Genomic DNA, 23,782 nt, shown 5'->3' on the forward strand with positions numbered 1-23,782 from the left:
CTCACACCACGCGCTGATTGACCGACACGACGCGCCAGCCGATCGCGAGCCGGTCGATCCTGGTGAGCGACAGCGGATCGATCACGAAGCGCAGGGCGGCTTGCGGCGCAAGATCCAGCGCGATGCACAGTGCGGCGCGGATTGTGCCGGAATGCACGACGAGCGTAGCTGGCCCGGCTCCGATCCGTGACAGGCCCAGGTGGACGCGCGCGACCTGATCTTCGAAGCTTTCGCCGCCCGGTGGTCTCAGGTGCGCAGGGTCGCTCCAGAATTGCGCGTAGGCTTCGCCGCCGCTCGCGGCGAGTTCGTCATGTCGCCGGCCGGTCCAGTCGCCGAAATCCTGTTCGCTGAAGTTGCCCACCAGATCCGGTTCGAGCCCCAGCGCGCGCGCCGTCTCGACCGTGCGCCGCGACGGGCTGGCATAGCTCGCAGAGTCCCGCGGCAGGCGCTGCCGCAACGCCTGCAGTTGCGCGCGATCGCCGAGATCGGCGGGCGCGTCCGGCGCGTGAATCGTCCCCGCGACGCCGTCGACGGGTGCATGGCGTATCAGCCAGAGGAAGGTCTCGCCTTCCATGCTTATCTCCAAGGAAGTTGGTCGCTGTGGCAATAACGCCGCAACTGCCACATTGACTCTGTCTCGATCGTAATCCTAGATGCTCGCGACGGTTTCCCCCGAGAGGGGATGAAAAGGGAATGCGGTGCGGGGATGTTTCCCCAATGCCGCGGCTGCCCCCGCAACTGTAAGCGGATAATCCTTCGTCAGAAGCCACTGGGTCCTCGGTCCCGGGAAGGCGACGAAGTGGTGACGACCCGCGAGCCAGGAGACCTGCCGTCAGCCGTGGTCACACGCGAAGATGTCGGTCGGGGAGTACAGACATTCGGCTTCATCGGACGGCTGAAAGGCCAAAGGTGAGACCTCGTTCGCTGTGACGTGCCACTGACGTCATACCGAGGTCCCGCTGTGTCTTCTATCCGTATTGTACGGTCGCGTTTCCTGCTCGCCTCTGCTGCTCTCACGTCGTTTACAGTCGCCGATCTGCCCGCCGCGCTGGCGCAGCAGGTCCGCGAACCGCTGCCGCCTGTCGAGGTGTCGCCCGCCCAGTCCCGTAAGCAGGCCAAGCCGGCTGGCCGGGACGCGCAGAGCGCGCGCCGCGCGACGCCGCGGAGGCCAGCGGCCGCATCGGCGGCGCCCAAGCCCGCCGTGCCAGGCGAAGCGGCGCCAACGCCGCTCAACAGCAATGCGGTGGCCGAGAGCGCCTCGCGTCTCGGCCTCACCGTGCGCGAGACGCCCGCGACCGTCGAGGTGATCTCGGCCGAGACCATGCGCGAGCAGGGCTATCGCATCGTGTCCGAGGTGGCGCAGGGCGCAGTCGGCGTCACCTCCGGCGACGCGCCGGGGGAGCCGGCGGGCTTCTCGATGCGCGGCTTCACCAACAGCCAGATCAACACGCTCTACAACGGCATCAAGATCGGCCCGCAGAACATGACCTCGCGGATCATGGACACCGCCAATCTGGAGGCCGTCGAATTCCTGAAGGGCCCGGCCTCGCTGATCTCGGGCGAGGGCGCCGCCGGCGGCTCGATCAACCTCGTCACCAAGCAGCCGCACACCGGAGCGATCCGCAACGAGGCAGACTTCTCGTACGACTCCCTGAACTCGTTCCGCGCGCATTACGGCTCGGGCGGCAGCACCAACGTTCAGGGCCTCGACTACCGCTTCGACATCAGCCGCTCCTCGCTCAACGGCTTTGTCGACGACACCAACACCAAGACGCTCGACGTGTCCGGCCAGCTCAACTACCGCATCTCCGACAGCCTCAAGGTCTGGGGTGCGATCGAGTACCGCGAGGATCGCGGGAAGGCCTATTGGGGCGCGCCGCTGGTGCCGATCGCTTTCAGCGGCTCGCATGCGACGACGGGGATTGTTTCCGGCACCTACTTCAACAGGACCGACCTCGGGGCCGTCACGATCGACGACCGCACCTTCAACACCAACTACAACGTTCTCGACAACCGAAACGTAGCGCAAGAGGTCTGGTTGCGCGGCGGCTTCGAGCTGAAACTGGCGCCGGACCTGACGCTGAAGAGCCAGGCCTATGGTTACGGCGCGGAGCGGTCGTGGTTCAACAACGAGATCGAGGCGTTCGATTCCACGAAAAACCAAGTGTATCGCGAGCGCTTCTATGTCGCGCACAGCCAGCGCCTTGTCGGCAATATCACCGACCTGATCTGGGACACGAACATCGCAGGCTTCGACAACCGGCTGGTCACGACGCTGTCGTCGAGCTATCTCGACTTCGTCAGGCCAGGCGCGGCGAAATTCCCGAACGACTATGTTCCGCTGGTCGATTTCGATCGTGGCTATTACGGACTGCTCGCGACCAAGCAGCAGACCGCGCGCATCGACAACGAGGCGCTGTCGTTCGAGGACCGGCTGAAGCTGACGCGGACCTTCGCGCTGATCGGCGGGCTGCGCGTCGAGCATATCGGGCTCGACCGCAACTCGACCGACGAGAACGGTCTGGTGAACGCGGGCTTTCCGTTCACCAAGGACTGGGCGCCGGTGACGGGACGCATCGGCTACACCTGGGAGGCCGTTCCGGGCCTCACCTTCTTCAGCCAGTACGCGACCGGCGCTGATATCTCCGCCAACAACATCTTCCTGCTGCTGCCGACCCAGCCGCTGGACCTCACGACCGCGCGGACCTACGAGACCGGCGTCAAGCACCTGTTCTGGGACAACCGGGCGGAGTGGTCGTTCTCGGCCTACGACATCCTGCGCAAGAACGTCTATGCGGCGGCCGGCGGGCAGGCGCTCAATATTGCGGGACGGCAGGAGTCGAAGGGCGTCGAGCTCGCCGCCTCGGTGCGGCCGATCGAGCCCCTTCGACTGTGGGGCAACATCGCTTATGTCGATGCGCGCTATGCCGACTACAATTTCGTCGGCGGATCGTTCTCGGGCAACACGCCGCCGAACGTGCCGCGCATCGTTGCCAATGCTGGCGCCTCGTACCGCTTCTTCACGCCGTGGCCGGTTGAAGTCGGCATCACCGGCCGTCATGTCGGCGACCGCTACAATACCGATGCCAACACGGTGACGATGAAGGCGTATACCGTCGCCGACGTCTATGCCTTCGTCGACATTCCCAAGACGGTATTCAACGCGGTCGATCAGGCTCGCCTGACCTTCCGCGTGCGCAACATCGCCGACAAGCGCTACGCGATATGGGGCGATCCGTTCTATCCCGACCAGATCCTGCTGGGCGCGCCGCGAACCTATGAACTCTCGGCCGCATTCAAATGGTAGGGCGCTGACCACATGATGGGTGCGATCGTCCTGCTGCATCGCTGGCTCGGGATCGCGTTCTGCCTGCTGTTCGCGATGTGGTTCGCGACGGGAATCGTGATGCACTTCGTTCCGTTTCCATCGCTGACGGAAGCGGAGCGGATTGCCGGTCTCGCGCCGATGGATCGTACGGAGGTGAGGATCGGCGTTGCCGATGCCGTGGCCGCGAGCGGCATCGCCGATGCTACGCGCCTGCGCCTGATTCAGCGGAGCGATGGGCCGGTCTATGTCGTGTCGGGGTCCTCGCACCTTCGCGCGGTTCGCGCGACAGACGGGCAGGATGCATCGGTGCGGTCGCCCGAGGCCGCGCTCGCCATCGCGCAGGTGCATGCGCGCCAACGCGGGCTCGATGCCGCGCATGCGGCTGTCGTTGCGCAGGCGGACTACGACCAGTGGAGCGTGCCGAACGGCTTTGATCGTCACCGGCCCTTGTTTCGCGCAACGCTCGGCGACGCGGCCGGAACGGAGCTCTACGTCTCGTCGCGCACCGGCGAGGTTGTGCTGGATACGACGCGAAGCGAGCGCGGCTGGAACCTCGTCGGCAGCGTCCTGCACTGGATTTATCCGACGGTCCTGAGAAGCAACTGGGCGCTGTGGGACGGCGTGGTCTGGACGCTGTCGCTGTTGGCGCTGATTGCAGCCATGCTGGGTGCAGTGCTCGGAATCGTGCGGTCCAGGATGCGAGGATACCGGATCTCCTCGCCTTATCGCGGCTGGCACGCCCTTCATCATATCATCGGCCTCGTGGCGACCGTCTTCGTGCTGACGTGGATCTTCAGTGGATGGCTCTCCATGGATCACGGCCGGCTGTTCTCGCGAGGGCTGCTGACCCCGGCCGAAGCCGGCGTGATCGATGCATCGCCGGACTGGACGACCGCCCCATCGGCGGAACGGAAGCGAATATCGCCCTCGGCCCGAGAGGTCGAATGGTTTGCCGTTGACGGCAGCCTCTATCGACGCGAGCGGATTGGTCTCGAGAAACAGGTTGTGGTTGGGCCCGACAGTGAGGAGGCGCCGGTCGTCAGTGCGCGGGTGATCGGGAGCATGGTGACGAGGCTTGCGACGGCCTGCAATGCGCCGTCCATTCTCGCGGATAGCGACGATTATCCCGCGCAGTCCGTCGTTCCCGGTGGACCCGTCTACCGTTCCCGCTGCGGCGGCCTGTGGTTCGACATCGACAGCGCCGATGGCCGCGTGCTGCAAAGGCTGGATGCGTCGCGGCGAGCCTATCGCTGGTTCTACGGCGCGCTCCACACGCTCGACTTTCCAGTCCTGCTGGCGCATCCGCGTTTGCGCGATGTCCTGATCGTGGGCCTATGCGCGCTCGGACTGGTGTTCTCCATCACCGGCATCGCCATCGGCTGGCGGCGGTTGCGTCTGTCTTTCGCCAGCTAGGACGCCCGATAAAACAAAAAGTGCGAAAACAACCCCATGCACAGTACCCGGGGATAGTGGAATCAACGGCTTACGCAGGCATCGGCGCGATTTGACCCGTCGGGCAAAACAGGGGTATATTGCGACTATTCCGAAATCGTCGCGATCTCGCAAAGTTACGCCTGCAACTGCGCCTCGATATGTCGCGCGGCGCGCAGCAGCGTGCGGTCCTGGCCGCGCCGGGCGATGATCTGGAGACCGAACGGAAGCCCGCGGGCGTCGGTGCCGCAGGGAAGTGAAATCGCCGGCAGGCGGGCGTGATTGACGAACGGCGTGAACACCGCATGCGCGCGCGGGCTCGCCGCGCGGCCGCCGATCATGTCGGGTCCGAGCTGGGTGAACGGCCAGGCGACACAGGGGACGGTCGGCGTCAGCAGCAGATCGACCTCGGCGAAGAAGGCCGCGAATGCATTGGCGATCGCGGCGCTCGCGACCAGCGCACCCGCGACGTCCGCGCCTGACCAGGACAGCCCTCGCTCGATCTGCCTGGCGATGTCAGGGTCGAAGACAGTCGGGTCCTTGCGAAAAGCGTCTCCATGGAGCGCGGCAAGGCCAGCGTGCTGAAGCGGCATGAGGGCCTCTTCCGTCGCACCCGCCGGCCAGGTGGGATCGCGCAGCGCGATGCTGAGGCCTGCGGCGGAGAGACGCGCGACTGCGGAAACGAGCCCGTTGGCGACAACGTCATCGACCGCAACGTCGAGCCCGAGCCGCGGTGAGAAGGCGATGCGAAGGCCGGCGATGTCCTCGGCTTCTTGCGCAATGCCGGCTGCATCCGGATCGCGCGGATCGGCGCCGGCCATGGCTTCGAACGCCAGCGCGATATCGGCAACATCGGCGGCGATCGGCGCGATGACCGACAGGCCGAAGAACGGCTCGGCGAAACCGGGCCCGTAGGGGATCGCGCCATAGGACGGCTTGAAGCCGGCGACGCCCACATGGGCCGGCGGCCTGCGGCTGGAGCCGCCCGCATCGGTGCCGATCGCGAGGGGCACGAGGCCGGCTGCGACGGCGGTGGCGGGTCCACCCGAAGAGCCGCCCGGCGTCAACGCGGGATCGAGGGGATGTCGCGTCGGGCCGAACAGCGGCGATGTCGTGACGCCCTTGCTGGCGAATTCGGAGGTTGCACCAATGCCGACGATGACCGCGCCGGCCTTGCGCAGGCGCTCGATCGCAATTGCATCCTGTGGCGCGATGAAATCGGCGAACAGGCGCGAGCCCTGCGTGATGCGCCAGCCGCTGGCCCAGATGTTGTCCTTGACGAGGATGGGGACGCCGGCCAGCGGCATTGTCTTGCCGGCACGCAGGCGATCGTCGACCGCCGCCGCGTCGGCCAGCGTGCGTGCGGGATCGGTCGTGACCACTGCGTTCAAGGCCTTGGCGGCGTCTATGCGGCCAAGGGCGGCCTTCGCCGTGTCGACGGCGGTCATCCGCCCGGCGGTGACGGCGGCTGCGATCTCGCGCGCACTATGCGTCGGTTTTGTCATGGCCTCCCCACATCAGCGCCAATGTGCCGCAGAGGGCAAGACAGGCCAAGGCGAAGAACGCCGCGCCAAGGCCGGCCACACCGTCCAGGATCGACACCACGGCCGGCGCCGCCAGTAGGCCCGCATAGGACGCGGTCAGCACCGCGCCGGTGGTCTCGCCGATCCGGTCCTGCGGGGCGAGGCGCGCGATCTCGGCGATGAAGACGCCGTTCCAGCCCGACGCCGTCAGGCCGAACAGCGCCGCAACTGCGAACTGCCAGGTGCGGCTGAGCGATCCGCCGTCGAGGCCGAGCAGCGCGGCGCAGAAGGCCATGCCGAGGCCGATGACGATGAGCACGGCGCGGGGGGCGTCGAGGCGCATGGCGACGTAGCCCCAGCCGAGCCGGCCGACGAGGCCGCCGGCTTGCGCGCAGGCGAGCGCCATGCCGGCCTCGATATGGCTGAGACCAAGCTCGCGGGTGCCGAGCGTGACGAAGACGGTGTTGAGCGACACCTGCATCGCGCTGAACGGCATCGATGCCAGCGCCAGCATCGCGATCCGCCGGTCCGCGGTCACCAGTGCCAGCCGCGCGCGCAGATCGAGCTTTGGGGGCGGGACGAGCTTGCCGGCGTAGGCCGGCCGCAGCCACTCGAACAGCGCGATCGCGAACAGCGCCAGGGCAGCAACGGCCGCATAGCACCAGGCCGGCCCGAACGCGATGGCGATCGCGGGCAGGGCCAGCGAGCCGCAGACCGCGCCGATCTGGTTGCCGGTCTGGCGCACCGAGAAGACGAAGGCGCGGCGCTCGGCGGTCACCAGCCGCGCCAGCAGCGCTGCGCTTGCCGGCGTCTCGGGGCCCATGGCAAGGCCGAGGCAGAGGCCCGCGGCGAGCAGGGCGGCGCTCGATCCGAGCGAAGCCAGTGCCATGCTGACGACGATGGCCGCCGCGCACAGGCTCGCGATCCGCAGCGAGCCAACCCGCGCGATGAAGCCGCCGCCCCAGAACGAGGCGGGGATACCGACGGCGAACACCGCGCATGAGAACATCGAGAGCTGCCAGACCTCGATATGGGCGCGCGGCGCGACCACGCCGGGCGCGAACAAGGCGAGCGCGACCAGCGCCTGGAGCCAGGTCATCGCGCCCAGGGCTGGCAGCAGTGCTGGCCGAGCGGCGGCGTTTCCGTCTACCATGGCGGCACGCTCAGGGGAGGGACATGATGGCAGGCGGTATTTCCATTCACGCGGTCGATGTGGCGAGCGGACGGCCCGCGCAGGGGCTGCGCGTCGAGATCTGGCGGATCGATCCCGACTCCTCGCGCATCGCCGACGGGCGGCTCGGCGCCAATGGCGTGCTCGATCACCCCATAGTGCAAGGCGCCGGTGTGACGGCCGGCGAGTACGAGGTCCTGTTTCATCTCGGCGAGTTCTTTGCGGACAGCGACGGTTTTCTCACGGTGACGCCGTTCCGCTTCCGCATCAAGAACGTTGACGAGCATTTTCACCTGCCGCTGAAATTCACGCGCTGGGGGTATTCGCTGTTCCGCGGCGCCTGATCAATTCGTCAGCCGCCGCGACAGGCCCGTGACGCGCTCCATGACGGCAACCAGCGCGACGGTCGCAATGATCAGCACGCCCGACAGGGCAGCGATGGTCACATCCAGCTTGCCCTCGAGGTCTTGCCACATCCGGATCGGCAGCATGTCGGTGGCGGCGTCGCGCAGGAACAGCGACACCGGCACATTGTCGAACGACGACATGAAGGCGATGAAGGCACCCGCGATGATGCCCGGCCGGATCAGCGGCAGCACGATCCGGCGGAACGTGTAGAGCCGGCTCGCCCCCAGCACCGCCGAGCTCTCCAGCAAGGTCGGCTCGAGCTGGGCGAGCGCTGCGACCGTATTGCGCACGACGTAGGGCACGCACACCACGGTGTGGCCGATCACCAGCGTCAGGGGCGAGACCGGCAGGCCGACCAGTGAGAACAGCATCAGGGCGGCAAGCCCGAAGGCAAGCGCCGGCAGCACCAGCGGCGACATGAACAGGGAATCGAGCAGTCGTGCCGACAGCGTCCGCGAGCGCGAGATCGCAAGCGCGGCGGCAACGCCGAGGACGACGGACAGGCCCGTCGCCCACAGCGCGACGATGAGGCTGTTCTTCGCCGCGAAGTGAAGCTGCCAGGCCTCCCACAGTTCGGCGTACCAGCGCAGCGAGTAACCCGGCGGCGGGAAGCGCAGCGAGAAGCCGCTGGTGAAGGAGACGATCAGCACCACCAGCGACGGCGCGATGATGATGATCAGCGCGATGACAGCGATCACGGTCATGGCCAACTCGAAGCTGATCGCCTCCAGGGTGCGCTTGCGACCGCTCATCACGCGCCTCCATAGCCGCGCGACAGGCGGCCGAGCGTGGTGAAGACGGAGACGACCGCGAGCACGGCGAGCAGGAAGATGATCGAGATCGCGGATGCAAAGGGCCAGTTCTGCAGCGTGGAAGCCTGCTGATAAAGATACATCGGCATGAACAGCATCTGTCCGCCGCCGATCAGCGACTGGGTGATGAACGCCGTGATCGCGGCGGCATAGGTCAGCGTGCAGCCGGCGATGACGCCCGGCAAGGACAGCGGCAGCACGATCCTGAAGAAGGTGCGCCAGCTCCCGGCGCCGAGGGAGCAGGAGGCATCGTCGAGATTGGGATCGATGCGGCCGAGCGCGGTGATCAGCGGCAACGTCATCAGCGGCATCTGCACCTGCGCCAGCGCGATCACGACGCCGAACTGGGTGTAGAGCAGCTTCAAGGGCGTATTGATGATGCCGAGCGATTGCAGCGTCGCGTTGATGATGCCCTGGCGGCCAAGGATGACAATCCAGGCGAAGGTGCGGACCACGACGCTGGTCAGCAGCGGCAGCAGCACGATCAGGATGATGATGGTCTGGAGCTTTGGCCCGACCCGCTGATAGAGCCAGGCGATGGGAAAGCCGAGCACGAGGCAGACGGCCGTCACCTCCGCGCCTAGCAGCAGCGTCGAGCCGAGCACCCCGAGGCTGAAGGGATCGGTGAGGAAGTGCAGGTACTGGCCGAGCCCCCAATGGAGCCCGGCCGTGTCGTTGTGCAGCGAGAGCCAGAGCAGTTGCAGCAGCGGCGCCACGAAGAAGACCAGGAAGAACAGCGCCAGCGGCACTGCCAATCCCATCCCGTAGGAGGTCACGTCCCGTGATGCCGGTGCTGCGCCCATCGTCAGGTCCTTGGAGCTCTTAGATCTTGATCTCGCGGTTGAAGCGCTCGATCCAGGCCGAGCGCTGCTCGTTGATCTTCTTCCAGTCCTGGAACACGAACTTCTGCTTCAGCTCGGCCGTGTCCTTGGCGAGCACGCGCGCGATCTCACCGCCCATCGTCACCTTGGTGTTGGTGGGCACGATCAGGTAGGGCGGGTTCATCAGTGTGGTCTGCACCTCGGGCGTCAGCGCCGCCTCGATCAGCTTGAAGGCGAGCTCGCGGTTGGGCGAGTTCTTGACGATGTGGATCGTGGTCTTGAAGGCGATGGCGCCTTCCTTCGGGGCCACGAACTCGACCGGCACGCCGCGCGCCTTCAGGATCTGGATGGCGTTGAAATTGCCGGGCGAGATGTCGATCTGGCCTTGCTGGAACAGGGTGGCGAGCGCGCCGGGATTGGCGGCGACCGCGGCGAGATTGGGCTTCAACTCCTCCAGCGCCTTGAAGCCGGGATCGACATTGGCTTCCGAGCCGCCGCGCATCTTGGCGATCTCGACCAGCCAGCCGGTGCCGAGCGTCGAGTTGAGATTGGTGATGCCGACGCGCCCCTTGAACTCCGGCTTCCAGAGATCGGCCCAGGAGGTCGGCGGCGTCTTGACGGCTTCCGGATTGTAGGTGAGGCCGACGACCTGGAAGAACGGGGCGGGGCCCATCGGCTCCTGCGCCTCGGCGATCAGGTCCTTGTAAGAGGCGCTCTTCTCGACCGGATAGGGCTCGACCAGGTCCTGGCCGATCGCGACGAGGGCGGGGCCGGGATCGTGCAGCATGACGTCGATCGGCGGATTGGCCTTGGCGGCATTGACCTTCGCGATCTGGTCGACCGAGAGCATGGGATCGAGCACGATCGCGGCGTCCGCGTTGGCTTTGCGGAACGCGGGAACCAGCACGGCCTTGTGCGCCTCCTCCCAGCTTCCGGTGAAGGTCGCGAACACCAGCGGGCGGGCCTGGGCGAAGCTCAGGCCGGGAAACGCCTTCATGGCGCCGAGTGTGAGTGCGGTCGTCATCAGGCTTCGGCGGTTCATGATCATGTGGAACTCCCTCTGGACAAGAACTGGATCTAAAGCGTTGCGGGAAAGGCGTTGGCGAGCGATGGGGCGAGCGGTGCGAGGCGCACCGCCGCGCCGTTCTCCAGCGCGCGCGTCTCGCCGATGCGCGCCTGCGAGACCTTGACGCCGGAGCCGTCGGCGGTCGTGACTTCGTGCACGACGGTGGCGCCAAGCGGCAGCGACATGCCGACGACGCCGGCAAAGCCGGTTTCGTCGCCGACGAATTGCAGATGCTCGGGCCGGATGCACACGGTGACGCGGCCACCTTCGGCGAGCGCGCCGCCCGCGGGCCGTGCGATGATCTCCGCGCCGGCATCGAGGCGGACCTTTGCGGCGGTGCGGTCCGCCGAGACCACGACACCGGGCATGCGATTGGTCGAGCCGACAAAGGTATTGACGAACAGCGTCTGCGGACGGTCGTAGACGTCGGACGGCGAGCCGAACTGCTCGAGCTTGCCATGGCTCAGCACGGCGACGCGGTCGGCCATCGACAGCGCCTCTTCCTGGTCGTGCGTCACGATCAGCGTGGTGATGCCGGAGACGCGTTGCAGCCGCTTGACCTCGATCTGCATGTCGAGCCGCAAATTCTTGTCGAGCGCGGCAAAGGGCTCGTCGAGCAGCAGGATCGACGGCTTGATCGCGAGCGCGCGGGCGAGCGCAACGCGCTGCTGCTGGCCGCCGGAGAGCTGCCGCGGCAATCGTTCTGCCATGGTCGGTAGTTGCACCAGCTCCAGCAGGCGCTGCGCCTCGCGCTGGCGGCTCGCCTTGTCGATGCCGCGCGCGGCGAGCCCGTAGGCAACGTTCTCGCTGATCGACAGGTGCGGAAACAGCGCGTAGTTCTGGAACACGATGCCGACCGCGCGGCGGTTCGGCGGCAGCGAATCGACGATGTCGTCGCCGATGATGATGCGCCCCTGCGTCTGCGCGATGAAGCCGGCGATGATCCGCAGCAGGGTGGTCTTGCCGCAGCCTGACGGACCGAGCAGGGCGATGATCTCGCCGCCCTTGATGTCGAGATTGATGTTCTCGACCGCGAGTGCGCCGCTCGGATAGCGGTGCGTGACCGCATCGACGACGAGCGAACGTCCGCTTGGCGCATCAGCCATGGTGTTGCCTCCCGTTGCCCCGGAAAAGAAAGCAAGTCTCGTGCCCGCGCCGGTCGCATTTCAGCGTGAGTTTTGGCATGGTGGTCCGATGATACCCGAGCCATCGATCTGTGATCTCACCGCTACGGAGCTTGCGCGCGCTATCGCCAGGGGCGAGCTGTCCTCGCGTGACGCCGTCGAGGCGCACCTCGCACGGATTGAGAGCCTCGACGCCCAATTGGCGGCGTTCGTCACGGTGGATGCGGAGGGCGCCCGCCGCGCGGCGGAAATCTGCGATGCGGCGCCCGCGCCGATCGGACCGCTGCATGGCGTGCCGATGGGGATCAAGGACCTCACCGATACCGGCGGGCTGATCACCACCTACGGATCGGCTCTGTTCCGCGATCACGTCCCGGCCGAGGACGATCTCGTGGTCGCGCGGCTGCGGCGCGCCGGCGCGATCATTCTGGGCAAGACCAACACGCCGGAATTCGGCTTCGGTGCGGTCTGCACCAACCGGTTGCGCGGGCCGACGCGCAATCCCTTCGATCCCGCGCTGACCTCCGGCGGATCGTCCGGCGGCTCTGCCGTTGCGGTCGCGGCCGGCATGGTGCCGCTGGCGCACGGCACCGATTTCGGCGGCTCGGTGCGCACGCCCGCCAGCTTCTGTAACGTCGCCTCGATCCGACCGACGCCAGGCCGCATCCCGTCGCCGCGCCGTCCGCTCGGCTGGGATATGCTGGCCAGCCACGGCTTCCTCGCCCGCGGCGTCGACGATCTCGCGCTTGCGCTGTCGGTATGCGGGGGAAGCGACGCGCACGATCCGCTCTCGGCCCGCGTAGTCAGTGACGATCGAGCGATCGCAGGACGTCCCCGGATCGCCGTCACGCTTGACTTCGGCGTCGCGCCGGTTGCACGCGAGGTTCGTGCGCGTTTCGCAGCGGCTTGCGAGGCGCTCGCGCGTGTTGTCGATGTCGTGCCGTCCTCGCCCGATTGCGGCGGAGCGATCGAAACCTTCCGCACCTTGCGCGCGGCGCACATTGCCAACAGCTATGGCGAGTTGCTGAGGACCCGCCGCGCCGAGCTCACGCCCACCGTGATCTGGAATATCGAGGCGGGCGCAAAACTCTCCGCCGAGGACTATCTCACCGCCGAGCGGCGCCGTACGGCGATCTACCGCAGCTTTCGCGAGCTGTTCACGCGCGCCGACTTCCTGGTCGCGCCGGCGGCATCGGTCTTGCCCTGGCCGAACGAGATCAGCGACGTCACCGCAGTCGACGGCGCCGCGCTGGAGACGCCGATCGACTATCTCGCCGTCACCTTCATTGTGTCGCTGGTCGGGTTTCCGGTCCTGACCTTGCCGGCACCCAGGGATGTGAACGAGCTGCCGTTCGGCATCCAGATCATCGCGCCGCCCGGCGGCGAATCCCGCTTGTTTGCCTTCGGCCGTGCCATCGAGAACGAATTGGGGTTTTCGCATCGCCGGCCGCCTCTCTGATCAGCTGTCGCGATGCTCGAGCCGGGCGGCGAGCGCCTCGGCAAGACCGATGGTCGGCTTGGCGGCGGGCCGGCGGAACGTGCCTGCCGTTGCCTTGCGCAGGCGCAGCGCATGAAGCGCTTCGGCCTGCTTCACCGAGGCGACGACTTGATCGACGACGGGGACGGGAATCCGGTCGGCCACGCGTTCGGCGAGGCCCGAGAGCGGCGCACCGGCGAAGATCAGCACGTCGGCGTCATCCTCGACGATGGCGCGCCGGGCGAGATCGACCAGCACATCCTCCTTCTCGGTGCCGACCTCGGAGATCGCCTGGAACGGCGTGTCGAGCATGCGGATGCCGGCGCAGCGCTCCCATAGCCCGTGGGCGCGGACGCATTCCTCGTACCAGGGGCCCAATGCCTGGGCGAAGGTGACGATGGCGAAGCGGCGGCCCGCCATGCAAGCCGTCAGCATCGCGGCTTCCGCCATGCCGACCACGGGAATGTCGAAGGTTTCGCGCGCCGCGAACAGGCCGGGATCGCCGAAGGCGGCGATGATCGCGGCATCGACGTTCCGGTGCTGCTCGGCCAGCATCTCCAGCGCAATGGCGCCGCCGATCTGCGCCTCGGTCCGCGTCGCGATGTAGGGCACGCCGCGGGTCGCGGTGCATGGGATCAGCTCGGTGCCTGATGAGGCCGCGCGCTGCCCGACCCCCATCATCAGGTGCGTGACTTCGGTGCTGGTGTTCGGATTGAGCAGCAGCAGCTTCATGGTCACGCCGCCGTCTGCTTGGCTTGAGAGGCGGCGATCACTTCGAGCAGGGCAGTGCCGGTGCGCCGGACATGGGCGCCGAGCAGGCGGCCGGCCGCTTCGCTGTCGCGCGCCTCGAGCGCTGCCAGGATATCGGCGTGCTCGTCGACCGAATTGCTCCAGCGGCGGTCGGCGCCGAGCGCGAGGTAACGCGCGCGTTCGGCGCGGGAGATCAGCGTCTCGTGCGCCTCGCGCAGCGGCGTGTTGCGCGCCATGCGGACGATGGTGTTGTGGATCTCGCCGTTGATGGCGAAGTAATCGTCGAGCTTGCCGTTGCGGTGATGACCCTCCATGCGGGTCTGAAGCGTGCGCAGGCGGGCGAGATCGCGCTCGGTGGCGCGCTCCGCGGCAAGCTCGGCGGCCAGCCGTTCGATCCCGGACAGTGCCTCGAACAGCTCCGAGATGCCATCGACCGCGATGTCGGCGATGCGAGGGCTTCGATTGGGGCGTAGCTCGATCAACCCTTCGGCCGCGAGCACCTTCATCGCCTCGCGCAAGGGCGTGCGCGACACGCCCAGCTCTTTCGACAGCCTGGTCTCCTGGGTCTGCGATCCCGGCGGCAGCTCGCCGCGGATGATCATCGTCCGCATCCGCGCGGCGGCGCGCTCATGCAGGCCCATCCGCTTGAGTTTGGGCGACTTTCGTCCCTTCGGCGCTTCCGATTTCTGCTGCACGCGTGCCTCACTGCTTCCGCTCATCTTAGCCGTTTCCAGCCCTTTGACTTGCCCAAAATACCGACGCATCTCGCTGAAAACAATGGCACAACGCGCAAATTGTATGCAGCATGCAGAATCCCCGTTGCGCTGCCGCAAAGGCCGGCCGATGATCTCTGGTGACGCGCGAGACCTCGCGCCTTCGAAACGGAGTGAGCGATGCGGACGAGTTTGCGATGGGGCCTCGTGGTGATGGCGGCGATGTTCGGTGGCAGCGATCTCGCCTCCGCGCAGACCGCCAAGATCAAGCTCGGTTACGCCAAATGCGCGCACTGCCTGCCGATGTCGCTGATTGCAGGCATGGCGAAGGGTGTCGAGGTCGAGGCCACCGGCTTCAACTCGGGCAATGACGTGCTCACCGCGCTGGTGTCGAAGAGCATCGACGTCGCGCAGGTCACTTACCTCCACTACATCACCGCGCTCGACAAAGGCTTTGACGTCGTCGCCGTATCAGGCCAGATCAATGGCGGCTCGGAATGTCTCTCCTCCGCGAAACTGAACCTTCCCCCTGAGGATTGGACCACTTTCAAGACGACCGCTCTGAAGGCGAAGAGCGACGGCCAGCCGCTGAAGGTCGCAGCGTCCCGCGGCAATGCGCAGGACATCCACATGCGCGGCGCGTTCCTCAAGCAGGGCGTCGATCCGAACAAGGACATCCAGTTCATCAACATTCCGAATCCGTCGGACCATCTCGCGGCGCTCCAGCGCGGCGAGGTCGACATGATTTGCTCGGTCGAGCCGTTTGCCTCGCAGATCCGGCTCGCCGGCGCCGGCAAGCACTTCGTGCTGCCCTACGACCAGGCCGCGGGGAATCTCACCAACCTGATCGTCACCCGTTCCGACGTGATCGCGAGCCAGCGCGCCGGTGTCCAGGGCGTCGTCAGCGCCGTGGTCGAGCTCGACAACAAGCTGATCGCCGACAAGGGGCCATGGATCGAGGTCATCAACAAGCTCACCGGCCTCGACAAGACGGTGGCGACCGAGGCGCTGAAGAACGCTTCGCCGGATCCCGCGATCCATCGCTCGCAGACGCTCGCGATCGCCGCGATGATGCGCGACCTCAAATACATTGCGAAGGACGTCTCCGCGGAAGCGGAGAAGAACATGGACTATTCGTTCCTGGAGCAGGCCACGGGAAAAGCCAAGAATGACCTCGGTTATTGATGCCGCGCCGGCCAAGCCGGCGTTCCGGCTGACACGGGCGTTTCAGGGGCTCGAACGCGTCGTCGTCCCCGCGCTGCTGATCGCGGGCTGGGAAGCCTTTGCCCGCAGCGGCATGCTGCCGCCGGCGCTGCTGCCGGCGCCGAGCGCGGTGCTGCATGCGCTCGGCGACTGGGTGTTCGGCTTCGACGAGACCACGCAGACCTATTCGGGGCACTGGCTGCGCGATGCGCTCGCCAGCGCTCTTCGCGTCTTCGGCGGCTTTGCGCTGGCAAGCGCGCTCGGCATTCTCGCCGGCGTCGCCATCGGCTGGTCGCGCCTGTTCGAGAAGACGCTGGAGCCGACGCTGCAGATGCTGCGGCCGATCCCGCCGGTGTCCTGGATTCCGCTGGCGATCATCTGGTTCGGCATCGCCGACAAGCCCGCGATCTTCCTCGTCTTCCTCGGCGCCTTCTTTCCCGTGCTGATGAACAGCATTCACGGGGTGAAGACCGTGGACCACAATCTCGTGCGTGCCGGCGCGATGATGGGCGCAAGCCAGCGGCAGATGTTGACCGATATCGTGCTGCCGGCGGCGCTGCCCTCGATCTTCGCAGGCCTGCGCATCGCGGTCGGATCGGCCTGGATGCTGACGGTCACGGCCGAGATGGTCGCGGTGAAGAGCGGCCTCGGCTACGTCCTGTGGGATTCCTACTACTTCCTGCGCTACGACATCGTGCTTGCCGCGATGATCTCGATCGGGCTGCTAGGCTATCTCTCCGACCTCGGCCTCAAGGCGATCATGGCGCGCACGCTGCGCTGGCAGCAGACGACCACCGTGCAGGGCAGGGCAGGCTGATGGCGGCAATCGAGCTTCGCAACATCGTCAAGGTATTCTCCGACAAGCGGCGCGGCCGCGATCTCCTGACGCTGGACAACATCAATCTCGACATCGAGGCCAATGACTTCGTCTGCCTGCTCGGCCCGTCCGGCTGCGGCAAGTCAACCTTGCTCAACATCATCGCCGGCTTCGAGCAGGCGACGAGCGGCCGCACGCTGGTCGGCGGCAAGCAGGTGGAGCGGCCCGGCTCGGACCGCGGCGTGGTGTTCCAGCAGCCGACCCTGATGCCGTGGCTGACGGCGATCGACAACATTGCGTTCCATCTCAAGCTCAAGGGCGTCGGCAAGGCCGAACGGCATCACCGCGCCATGGAGTTCATCGATCTCGTCGGCCTGCGTGGCTTCGAGCACCATCATCCGTCCGAGATGTCCGGCGGCATGAACCAGCGGGTCGGGATAGCCCGCGCGCTGCTGATGAACCCGAGCGTCATCCTGATGGACGAGCCGTTCGCGGCGCTCGACGCCCAGACCAAGCTCGAAATGCAGGAGGAACTGGTCGCGATCTGGCAGAAGCGCCGCTGCACCATCGTGTTCGTCACCCACAGTGTCGACGAGGCGCTGGTGCTCGGCAACAAGATCGTGGTGATGACCAAGCGGCCCGGTCGGATCCGCGAGGCCGTCAATTTCGACCTGCCGCGTCCGCGCGACATCACCAGCCCCGAATTCAACGACGCCAAGCGCCACATCCTGGCTCTGATCCGGGAGGAGTCGACGCGCCTCGCGCAGGCGTCGTAGAGTATGGTCATGCGCAAGCGTCTCGGCATGATCACGCCATCGTCCAACTCGGTGCTCGAGCCCGTCACCAGCGCCATGCTGCGTGGCGTGGCCGATGTCACCGCGCATTTCTCACGCTTCCGCGTCACCGAGATTGCGCTGGACGCCGCCGCGCTGAGCCAGTTCGACGCCTCGGTGATGCTGCCGGCGGCGGACCTGCTGGCGGATGCGAAAGTCGACGCGATCGCCTGGAACGGCACGTCCGCAAGCTGGCTCGGCATCGGCCGCGACAGGAACCTTTGTGAGGCGATCACGGCGCGCACAGGCGTGCCCGCGACGACGTCGACGCTCGCCTGCATCGATGCCGCCCGGGCGCTCGGTGCCAAACGCGTCGGCCTGGTCTCGCCCTATACGGACGACGTGCAGCGGCGGATCGCAGAGGTCTGGGCCGAGGAGGGGATCGCCCCGCGTGCCGAGCGGCATCTTGGACTGCGCGACAATTTTTCCTTCGGCGAGGTCGCGCCGGCGACGATTGCGGGTATGATCCGCGCGGTGGCGGCGGAAGGATCGGATGCGATCGTCATCCTCTGCACCAATCTCGACGGGGCCGCGCTGGCCGCCTCGCTGGAGCGGGAACTGGATATCGCCGTGCTCGATTCGGTCGCGGTCACGCTGTGGCGGACCCTGAGCCTTGCCGGCGGCGACATTGCGGCTCTTGCGGAATGGGGCCGGATATTCCAGACAATGCCAGCCATCAAGTGACGGAGACATCAGTGACGCAGCTCGATCTCGCCATTCGCGGCGGCACCATCGTGACGGCCAGCGACGAGTTTCGTGCGGATATCGGCATCCGTGACGGCCGCATCGTCAGCATCGCCGATCATCTCGAGGGTGCGGCGCGCGAGATCGACGCGACGGGCCTGCTGGCACTGCCGGGCGGCATCGACAGCCACGTGCACATCTCGCAAGCTTCCGGCCCCGACGTGGTGATGGCCGACGACTTCGCCTCGGCGACGCGCGCGGCGGCCGCCGGCGGCAACACCATGGTGCTGCCCTTTGCGCTTCAGGAGAAGGGCACCTCGCTGCGGACCTGCGTCGAGAACTACCGCAAGCTCGCCGAGGGCGAGTGCTACATCGACACCGCCTTCCATCTCATTATCTCCGATCCGACCGCGGTCGTGCTCGGGCAGGAACTGCCGGCCCTCGTCAAGGACGGCTACACCTCGTTCAAGGTGTTCATGACCTATGACGACCTCGTGCTCAGCGACAAGCAGTTGCTCGAGGTCTTCGACGTCGCGCGCCGCGAGGAGGCGCTGGTCATGGTCCATTGCGAGGGCTACGACGCCATCCGCTTCCTGACCACCAAGCTGGAGCGCGAGGGCCATATCGCGCCCTATTATCACGGCGTCTCGCGGCCGCAGGCGGTCGAGCGCGAGGCGACCCATCGCGCCATCAGCCATGCCGAAATCGTCGGCGTCCCCATCATGATCGTCCATGTCTCCGGCCGCGAGGCGATGGAGCAGGTGCGTTGGGCTCAGCAGCGCGGATTGCCTGTTCATGCGGAGACCTGTCCGCAATACATCACGCTGACGGCCGACGACATGAAGGGCCTGAACATGGACATTACGGGCGCGAAATACGTCTGTTCGCCGCCGCCGCGCGATGCCGAAAGCCAGCAGGCGATCTGGGAGGGCATTACATCAGGCGTGTTCCAGACCTTCTCGTCCGACCACTGCCCGTTCCGCTACGACGACCCGAAGGGCAAGCTGACACCGAATTCGCGCACCTCGTTCCGCTGGGTGCCAAACGGCATCCCCGGTGTCGAGACGCGACTGCCGATCCTGTTCTCCGAGGGCGTGTCGAAGGGAAGGATCAGCCTACAAAAATTCGTCGAGCTGACCGCGACCAACCATGCGCGCATCTACGGCCTCTATCCGCGCAAGGGCTCGATCGGTGTCGGCTTCGATGCCGATATCGTGCTGTGGGACCCCAAATTGAAGAAGCCGATCCAGCAGGCCGATCTGCATCACGGCGCAGACTACACGCCGTGGGAGGGCTTTGACGTCACCGGCTGGCCCGTCACGACCGTTGCCCGGGGCCGCGTGGTGTACGAGCACGGCAGGATCGTCGGCGACAAGGGCGCGGGCGAGGTGCTGAGCCGCGGCAAGTCCAGCCTGGTGTGATCCTCACACGATGTGAGGATCACATCGGGTCGGCGATCTCCGCCGTCAGTTCGTCGGTCCGTCGCCGCGGATGGCGAATGTCGTGGTTTTCAGCTTGGTCATGCCGAACTTGTCGAACAGCTTGTCATAGGTGCCGTCAGCGCGGATCGCGGTGAGCGCATCGGCAACGGCCTGGGCCAGCAGCTTGTCGCGGAAGGCGAGGGTGATGTCGGTGCCGGCGATGTCGCGGACCCAGATCTTTGCGATGCCCTTCTGTTCGAGCGAGTTGGCGGTCTCGTTGATGTTGAGCGCGGCCTCGAGCTGACCGGCACGCAGCGCCGCTGAGGTGGCGGTGACAGTGGTGAAGGTGCGCAGCTCGATCGGCTTCAGGCCCTTGGCCTCCATCGCGGTGCTGAACTCGCGCGCCTTGCGCTCGGTGTAGGTCGCCGATTCCACGCCCACGACGCGGCCGGCGAGATCCTCGAACTTCTCCAGCTTCAGGCTGGAGGAGGGATCGGTGTAGATGCTGATCGCCTGCTGCGCGTAGGGCACGAGGTAGAGCATCTTGGACCGCTCCTCGGTCCAGAACAGGCCGGTGTTGATGGCATCGAAGCGGCCCGAGCGCAGCGCCGGGATCATCGGCGGGAAGTCCATGCGCAGAAACACCGGCTCGACGCAGATGCGCTTGGCGATCTCGCGGGCGAGCTCGACATTGAGGCCCTGCAACTCGCCCTTGTCGTCGACGAATTGCTGCGGCGGCAGCGTCGGGTTGATCGACATCTGCCACTTCGGCGCTTCGATCAGGCTCGAGGCCGGCACCTTCGGCGTGCAGGTCTGGGCGCCGGCGGCCTGGGACAGGCCGACCAGCAGGGCGAAGGCGGAGAAGATCTTGAGAAATCGCATCTGAATACTCCGATCAAATCGTGGGTGGCAGAGGAGCCGTTCTCCGGTCCGACGTCTTCTTCATTGTCTCGTCAAATGGCCGCCGTCGCGTCGCGATCGGCCTGCCGGGTCAGGATCAGCGAGGTGTGGCGGGCGGTGGTCACCACCTCATCGCGCTGGTTGAGAAGGTCGAGCGTCTCGATGACGATGCCGCGCGCGGGATTTTTGGTCGGCCGCTTCTCGACGAAACGGAAACGCACGCGCAAGCTATCGCCGGCGACGATAGGACCTTTGAATTTGACTTCGTCCCAGCCAAGCGAGGCGACCGAGGTCTCTTCGTACAGCTTCAACTCCGACTTCAGCCCTTCCATCAGCGACAGGCCGAACAGTCCGTGGCCGATCACCGCGGGAAAACCGCGCGACTTCGCATAGCCGGCATCGAGGTGGAGCGGATGATGGTCGCGCGTGACGTCGGCGAAGACAGCAATATCGGCCTCCGTCACGGTGTGCGCGGCGGTCTCGAACTCCGTGCCGAGCGCGATGTCCTCGTAACGGAGATTGATCGGGGCGCTGGTGTCCATGCCCAATCCTCAGGCGACCTTGCGCGGCCGCGCCGGCAAGGCCTTGAAGCTCTGCGCGATGCCCATGGGCCCGGAGCGGAAGATGCGCGGATCCATGTCCTTCAGTTGCGGGCTGATGCGCGGCCGAAAGCCCATATGCGCGAGGATGTCCTCCTCCAGGCGAGCGCCCGGCGCGATCTCGGTCAAGGTCACGCTGCCGTTCTCCAGTTCGAACACGGCGCGCTCGGTGACATAGCTGACGTGCTGGCCGCGCTGCGCGGCGAGCGAGGCACTGAAGCTGATCTGGCCAACCTGCGGCACAAACTTGCGGAAGGCGCCGTCGCGCCGGATCGCGAGGCGCCCGTTCTCGACGCCGATATCGAACTTGCCACCGGTCATGGTGCCGCTGAAGATCAATCGCTTGGCGTTCTGCGTGATGTCGATGAAGCCGCCGGAGCCATCGCGGCGATCGCCGAAGCGGGTGACGTTGACGTTGCCAGCCGCGTCCACCTCCGCGAAGGAGAGGAAGGCGCAAGACAGCCCGCCGCCGTCGTAGAAGTCGAACTGATAGGCCTGGTCGAGAATGACACGCGGATTGATCGCGGTGCCGAACTCGCGCGCGTGCCCGGGCACGCCGCCGACCACGCCGGATTCCACCGTCAGCGTGATCAGGTCGGAGATGCCTTCCTCAGCCGCGACATTGGGGATCATCGCGGAGATGCCGACCCCGAGATTGACGACGTCGCGCGGGCGCAGCTCGAAGGCGGCGCGGCGGGCGATCACGCGACGCTCGGTCAGCGGATCTGGCGTGATCATCGCCTCGGGCACACGCGTTTCACCGCAGCGCGCCGGATCGTAGGCGGTGCCGTAGGTCTGCATCTGATCGGGCTCGAGCACGATGTGGTCGATCAGGAAGCCGGGGATCTTGACCATCTGCGGATGGATCGAGCCGCGCTTCACGATGCGCTTGACCTGGCAGATCACGGTGCCGCCGGCATTGTGCACGGCCTGCGCGATCGAGAGATCCTCGCGCGTCGTGCCCTCGTGCTCCATGCTGACATAGCCGTCTTCGTCGGCGGAGGTGCCGCGGATGATGGCGACATCGGGCGGGGCGGGGACGCGGTAGAGCAGCCACGACTGGCCGTGCAGTTCGAGCAGGTCGACCAGCGGCGCGGTGGTGCGCTTGTTCATGCGGCCGCCGTCCTGGCGCGGGTCCATATAGGTGTTGAGGCCGACATGGGTGAGCACGCCAGGATGTTTCGCCGCCATGGCACGGCAGAGCTGGCTCATCACCCCTTGCGGGAAATTGTAGGCGTCGATCAGCTCGTCGCGAACGAGGCGCATGAACGGCACTTGCAAGCCGAAATTGCCGCCGATCACGCGCGCGATCAGGCCCTCATGGGCGAGATGGCAGAGGCCTTTCTCGGTCACGGCGCCGACGCCGGTGATGTTGATCAGCGTCAGATTGTGCGGGCCCTGGCCGCCGAGGAAACGCCGCTCCAGCGCGTCGAGAATGGCTTCGGCCGCGCCCGTGCCGCCATTACCGCCGACGATCAGCGAATCGGCATCGCGGATGAGGCCGGCGGCCTCTGCCGCCGTGATGATGCTCAGCATGATTGCACGCCCCGCATCACGCGGCCTCCTTCTCGACCTGGCGGGCGATGATCAGCCGCTGGATCTGGTTGGTGCCCTCGTAGATCTGGGCGAGGCGGACGTCGCGAAAGATCCGCTCGATGCGGTACTCGCGCGAATAGCCGTTGCCGCCGTGGATCTGCAGCGCGTTGGAGACGTGCTTCATCGCCATGTCGGTGGTGAACAGCTTTGCCTGCGCCGCCTCCTTGGCGATTGGCTCGCCGGCATCGTGCAGGCGCGCGGCGTGGTGGATCAGAAGCCGCGCGGCGGCGATGTCGGTCGACATGTCCGCGAGCATGAACTGAACCGCCTGGAAGCCGATGATGGCCTGGCCGAACTGCTTGCGGTCGCGGGCATAGGCGGTGGCGTCCTCGAACGCGGCCTGCGCCATGCCGAGCGCCATCGAGGCCATCATCAGCCGGCTGAAGTTGAAATTGCTCATGGCCATCTTGAAGGCCTGGTTCTCCGGCCCCATCACACTGTCGGCCGGCAGGCGCACGTCGGAGAAGGTGATCTGGCAGTCGTCGAGGCCGTGCATGCCGAGCAGCTCCTCGTTCTTGCCGCGGGCGATGCCGGGCAGGGCGCCGTCGACCAGCAGGCAGGAGATGGAACGGTGGCCCGCCTCGCTGCCGGTGCGCGCGAACACCATGATGCGGTCGGCGACACCGCCGAGCGTCACCCAGGCCTTGGTGCCGTTGAGCCGCCAGCCGTTGCTCTCGCGCACCGCATGGGTGCGGATGCCGGCGACGTCGGAGCCATGGTCGGGCTCCGAGACGGCGGTCGCAGGAATAATGTCGCCGCTGAGAATTTTCGGGATCAGTGCCTTGTGCGCGTCGGTGCCGTGATGGTCGAAGAACAGCACCGCCTCGACGGGGATCGCGAAGGCATTGGCGACTGCGCCGGAGCATCGCGCCAGCTCCTCCATCGCGATGCAGGCCGCGACTGCATCCAGGCCGGCGCCTCCGGCGCCTTCGCGCAGGCAGATGCCGAACAGGCCGAGATCGGCCATGCCCTTGTAGAGCGTGCGGTCGAAGCGGTCCTCGCGGTCGATCGTGGCGGCGCGCGGCAAAATCTCCGCTTCGGCGAAGCGACGGGCGGTCTCGCGCAGGGCTTTCTGGTCTTGGCTGTAAAAGCGGTCCATGGTGTG

General features: G+C 66.5%; 22 protein-coding genes and 1 riboswitch. Of the genes, 9 read left to right on the top strand and 13 right to left on the bottom strand.

Annotation, left to right across the window (positions count from 1 at the left end; genetic code table 11):
* Position 1: 1 nt before the first annotated feature.
* Positions 2-574: a histidine phosphatase family protein gene (locus WN73_RS30770; RefSeq protein ID WP_028172118.1), complete on the bottom strand. Its 573-nt coding sequence runs from the start codon at positions 572-574 to the stop codon at positions 2-4.
* 72 nt (positions 575-646) lie between these two features.
* A riboswitch (cobalamin riboswitch) is annotated at positions 647-848 on the top strand.
* Positions 849-961: 113 nt separating this feature from the next.
* Between WN73_RS30770 and WN73_RS30775 the strand changes: the two genes are divergently transcribed.
* Positions 962-3,307: a TonB-dependent receptor gene (locus tag WN73_RS30775; RefSeq protein WP_028172117.1), complete on the top strand. Its 2,346-nt coding sequence runs from the start codon at positions 962-964 to the stop codon at positions 3,305-3,307.
* A gap of 12 nt (positions 3,308-3,319) precedes the next feature.
* Positions 3,320-4,741: a PepSY domain-containing protein gene (locus tag WN73_RS30780; protein WP_271556002.1), complete on the top strand. Its 1,422-nt coding sequence runs from the start codon at positions 3,320-3,322 to the stop codon at positions 4,739-4,741.
* A gap of 155 nt (positions 4,742-4,896) precedes the next feature.
* Here WN73_RS30780 and WN73_RS30785 read toward each other — a convergent pair whose 3' ends face one another.
* Positions 4,897-6,264, bottom strand: a complete 1,368-nt coding sequence (locus tag WN73_RS30785) for an amidase (protein ID WP_028172115.1) — start codon at positions 6,262-6,264, stop codon at positions 4,897-4,899.
* Positions 6,245-7,435, bottom strand: a complete 1,191-nt coding sequence (locus WN73_RS30790) for an MFS transporter (protein ID WP_271556005.1) — start codon at positions 7,433-7,435, stop codon at positions 6,245-6,247. Before WN73_RS30790 ends, WN73_RS30785 begins: the two co-directional genes overlap by 20 nt.
* Before the next feature lie 26 nt (positions 7,436-7,461).
* Here WN73_RS30790 and WN73_RS30795 point away from each other — a divergent pair, with 26 nt between their 5' ends.
* The gene (locus WN73_RS30795; protein WP_028172113.1) at positions 7,462-7,797 is read left to right on the top strand and encodes a hydroxyisourate hydrolase; all 336 of its coding nucleotides are present in this window, start codon (positions 7,462-7,464) and stop codon (positions 7,795-7,797) included.
* Here the strand turns inward: WN73_RS30795 and WN73_RS30800 are convergent, their stop codons facing one another.
* Genes WN73_RS30800 through WN73_RS30815 form a run of 4 tightly spaced genes read right to left on the bottom strand, consistent with a single transcriptional unit; the run spans position 7,798 to position 11,666 of the window.
* Positions 7,798-8,613: an ABC transporter permease gene (locus tag WN73_RS30800; RefSeq protein ID WP_028172112.1), complete on the bottom strand. Its 816-nt coding sequence runs from the start codon at positions 8,611-8,613 to the stop codon at positions 7,798-7,800.
* Positions 8,613-9,476: an ABC transporter permease gene (locus WN73_RS30805; RefSeq protein WP_011086069.1), complete on the bottom strand. Its 864-nt coding sequence runs from the start codon at positions 9,474-9,476 to the stop codon at positions 8,613-8,615. Before WN73_RS30805 ends, WN73_RS30800 begins: the two co-directional genes overlap by 1 nt.
* 19 nt (positions 9,477-9,495) lie before the next feature.
* Complete coding sequence (locus WN73_RS30810) at positions 9,496-10,542, bottom strand: ABC transporter substrate-binding protein (RefSeq protein WP_028172111.1); 1,047 nt, start codon at positions 10,540-10,542, stop codon at positions 9,496-9,498.
* Positions 10,543-10,571: 29 nt separating this feature from the next.
* Positions 10,572-11,666 carry an ABC transporter ATP-binding protein gene (locus tag WN73_RS30815; RefSeq protein ID WP_028172110.1) on the bottom strand — a complete coding sequence of 365 codons (1,095 nt, stop codon included), beginning with the start codon at positions 11,664-11,666 and terminating at the stop codon, positions 10,572-10,574.
* Positions 11,667-11,754: 88 nt separating this feature from the next.
* Here WN73_RS30815 and WN73_RS30820 point away from each other — a divergent pair, with 88 nt between their 5' ends.
* Positions 11,755-13,143 (top strand): amidase, encoded by a 1,389-nt coding sequence (locus WN73_RS30820; RefSeq protein ID WP_028172109.1) that lies wholly within the window; start codon positions 11,755-11,757, stop codon positions 13,141-13,143.
* On the opposite strand, the gene WN73_RS30825 is transcribed toward WN73_RS30820, so the two are convergent.
* Both WN73_RS30825 and WN73_RS30830 read right to left on the bottom strand, forming a co-directional pair.
* On the bottom strand, positions 13,144-13,893 hold the full coding sequence (locus WN73_RS30825) for an aspartate/glutamate racemase family protein (RefSeq protein WP_028172108.1): 750 nt from the start codon (positions 13,891-13,893) through the stop codon (positions 13,144-13,146).
* A gap of 2 nt (positions 13,894-13,895) precedes the next feature.
* Positions 13,896-14,630, bottom strand: coding sequence for a GntR family transcriptional regulator (locus WN73_RS30830; RefSeq protein WP_231166670.1), 735 nt, complete (start codon positions 14,628-14,630; stop codon positions 13,896-13,898).
* A 174-nt stretch (positions 14,631-14,804) separates the two neighbouring features.
* On the opposite strand from WN73_RS30830, the gene WN73_RS30835 reads away from it, so the two are divergent.
* Genes WN73_RS30835 through hydA form a run of 5 tightly spaced genes read left to right on the top strand, consistent with a single transcriptional unit; the run spans position 14,805 to position 19,582 of the window.
* Positions 14,805-15,809, top strand: a complete 1,005-nt coding sequence (locus tag WN73_RS30835) for an ABC transporter substrate-binding protein (RefSeq protein WP_011086075.1) — start codon at positions 14,805-14,807, stop codon at positions 15,807-15,809.
* On the top strand, positions 15,793-16,644 hold the full coding sequence (locus WN73_RS30840; protein WP_039184144.1) for an ABC transporter permease: 852 nt from the start codon (positions 15,793-15,795) through the stop codon (positions 16,642-16,644). The genes WN73_RS30835 and WN73_RS30840 overlap by 17 nt, the downstream gene beginning before the upstream one ends.
* Positions 16,644-17,420, top strand: coding sequence for an ABC transporter ATP-binding protein (locus tag WN73_RS30845; protein ID WP_011086077.1), 777 nt, complete (start codon positions 16,644-16,646; stop codon positions 17,418-17,420). Before WN73_RS30840 ends, WN73_RS30845 begins: the two co-directional genes overlap by 1 nt.
* Positions 17,421-17,423: 3 nt before the next feature.
* Positions 17,424-18,161, top strand: coding sequence for a maleate cis-trans isomerase family protein (locus WN73_RS30850; RefSeq protein WP_028172106.1), 738 nt, complete (start codon positions 17,424-17,426; stop codon positions 18,159-18,161).
* On the top strand, positions 18,122-19,582 hold the full coding sequence (hydA, locus tag WN73_RS30855; RefSeq protein WP_074077099.1) for a dihydropyrimidinase: 1,461 nt from the start codon (positions 18,122-18,124) through the stop codon (positions 19,580-19,582). The genes WN73_RS30850 and hydA overlap by 40 nt, the downstream gene beginning before the upstream one ends.
* 45 nt (positions 19,583-19,627) lie before the next feature.
* On the opposite strand, the gene WN73_RS30860 is transcribed toward hydA, so the two are convergent.
* The 4 genes from WN73_RS30860 to WN73_RS30875 all read right to left on the bottom strand — a co-directional run bounded on the left by WN73_RS30860 (position 19,628) and on the right by WN73_RS30875 (position 23,776).
* Entirely contained in the window at positions 19,628-20,464 is an 837-nt protein-coding gene (locus tag WN73_RS30860) for an ABC transporter substrate-binding protein (protein WP_028172104.1), read from the bottom strand.
* Between the two features lie 71 nt (positions 20,465-20,535).
* Positions 20,536-21,024, bottom strand: a complete 489-nt coding sequence (locus WN73_RS30865; protein ID WP_028172103.1) for a MaoC family dehydratase — start codon at positions 21,022-21,024, stop codon at positions 20,536-20,538.
* Positions 21,025-21,033: 9 nt separating this feature from the next.
* Positions 21,034-22,617, bottom strand: coding sequence for an acyl CoA:acetate/3-ketoacid CoA transferase (locus WN73_RS30870; protein WP_028172102.1), 1,584 nt, complete (start codon positions 22,615-22,617; stop codon positions 21,034-21,036).
* Between the two features lie 16 nt (positions 22,618-22,633).
* A complete protein-coding gene (locus tag WN73_RS30875; RefSeq protein ID WP_028172101.1) occupies positions 22,634-23,776 on the bottom strand; it encodes an acyl-CoA dehydrogenase family protein in 1,143 nt (380 codons plus the stop codon).
* Positions 23,777-23,782 lie beyond the last annotated feature (6 nt).

It is taken from the genome of Bradyrhizobium sp. CCBAU 45394, from assembly GCF_028128655.1.
GTDB lineage: Bacteria > Pseudomonadota > Alphaproteobacteria > Rhizobiales > Xanthobacteraceae > Bradyrhizobium > Bradyrhizobium diazoefficiens.

What these genes read in the sequence shown, in the direction of transcription:
- WN73_RS30770 (WP_028172118.1), bottom strand. Translation starts at nt 574, where the DNA reads ATGGAAGGCGAGACCTTCCTCTGGCTGATACGCCATGCACCCGTCGAC.
- WN73_RS30780 (WP_271556002.1), top strand. Translation starts at nt 3,320, where the DNA reads ATGATGGGTGCGATCGTCCTGCTGCATCGCTGGCTCGGGATCGCGTTC.
- WN73_RS30785 (WP_028172115.1), bottom strand. Translation starts at nt 6,264, where the DNA reads ATGACAAAACCGACGCATAGTGCGCGCGAGATCGCAGCCGCCGTCACC.
- WN73_RS30790 (WP_271556005.1), bottom strand. Translation starts at nt 7,435, where the DNA reads ATGGTAGACGGAAACGCCGCCGCTCGGCCAGCACTGCTGCCAGCCCTG.
- WN73_RS30795 (WP_028172113.1), top strand. Translation starts at nt 7,462, where the DNA reads ATGGCAGGCGGTATTTCCATTCACGCGGTCGATGTGGCGAGCGGACGG.
- WN73_RS30800 (WP_028172112.1), bottom strand. Translation starts at nt 8,613, where the DNA reads ATGAGCGGTCGCAAGCGCACCCTGGAGGCGATCAGCTTCGAGTTGGCC.
- WN73_RS30805 (WP_011086069.1), bottom strand. Translation starts at nt 9,476, where the DNA reads ATGGGCGCAGCACCGGCATCACGGGACGTGACCTCCTACGGGATGGGA.
- WN73_RS30810 (WP_028172111.1), bottom strand. Translation starts at nt 10,542, where the DNA reads ATGATCATGAACCGCCGAAGCCTGATGACGACCGCACTCACACTCGGC.
- WN73_RS30815 (WP_028172110.1), bottom strand. Translation starts at nt 11,666, where the DNA reads ATGGCTGATGCGCCAAGCGGACGTTCGCTCGTCGTCGATGCGGTCACG.
- WN73_RS30820 (WP_028172109.1), top strand. Translation starts at nt 11,755, where the DNA reads ATGATACCCGAGCCATCGATCTGTGATCTCACCGCTACGGAGCTTGCG.
- WN73_RS30825 (WP_028172108.1), bottom strand. Translation starts at nt 13,893, where the DNA reads ATGAAGCTGCTGCTGCTCAATCCGAACACCAGCACCGAAGTCACGCAC.
- WN73_RS30830 (WP_231166670.1), bottom strand. Translation starts at nt 14,630, where the DNA reads ATGAGCGGAAGCAGTGAGGCACGCGTGCAGCAGAAATCGGAAGCGCCG.
- WN73_RS30835 (WP_011086075.1), top strand. Translation starts at nt 14,805, where the DNA reads ATGCGGACGAGTTTGCGATGGGGCCTCGTGGTGATGGCGGCGATGTTC.
- WN73_RS30840 (WP_039184144.1), top strand. Translation starts at nt 15,793, where the DNA reads ATGACCTCGGTTATTGATGCCGCGCCGGCCAAGCCGGCGTTCCGGCTG.
- WN73_RS30845 (WP_011086077.1), top strand. Translation starts at nt 16,644, where the DNA reads ATGGCGGCAATCGAGCTTCGCAACATCGTCAAGGTATTCTCCGACAAG.
- WN73_RS30850 (WP_028172106.1), top strand. Translation starts at nt 17,424, where the DNA reads ATGGTCATGCGCAAGCGTCTCGGCATGATCACGCCATCGTCCAACTCG.
- hydA (WP_074077099.1), top strand. Translation starts at nt 18,122, where the DNA reads ATGGGGCCGGATATTCCAGACAATGCCAGCCATCAAGTGACGGAGACA.
- WN73_RS30860 (WP_028172104.1), bottom strand. Translation starts at nt 20,464, where the DNA reads ATGCGATTTCTCAAGATCTTCTCCGCCTTCGCCCTGCTGGTCGGCCTG.
- WN73_RS30865 (WP_028172103.1), bottom strand. Translation starts at nt 21,024, where the DNA reads ATGGACACCAGCGCCCCGATCAATCTCCGTTACGAGGACATCGCGCTC.
- WN73_RS30870 (WP_028172102.1), bottom strand. Translation starts at nt 22,617, where the DNA reads ATGCTGAGCATCATCACGGCGGCAGAGGCCGCCGGCCTCATCCGCGAT.
- WN73_RS30875 (WP_028172101.1), bottom strand. Translation starts at nt 23,776, where the DNA reads ATGGACCGCTTTTACAGCCAAGACCAGAAAGCCCTGCGCGAGACCGCC.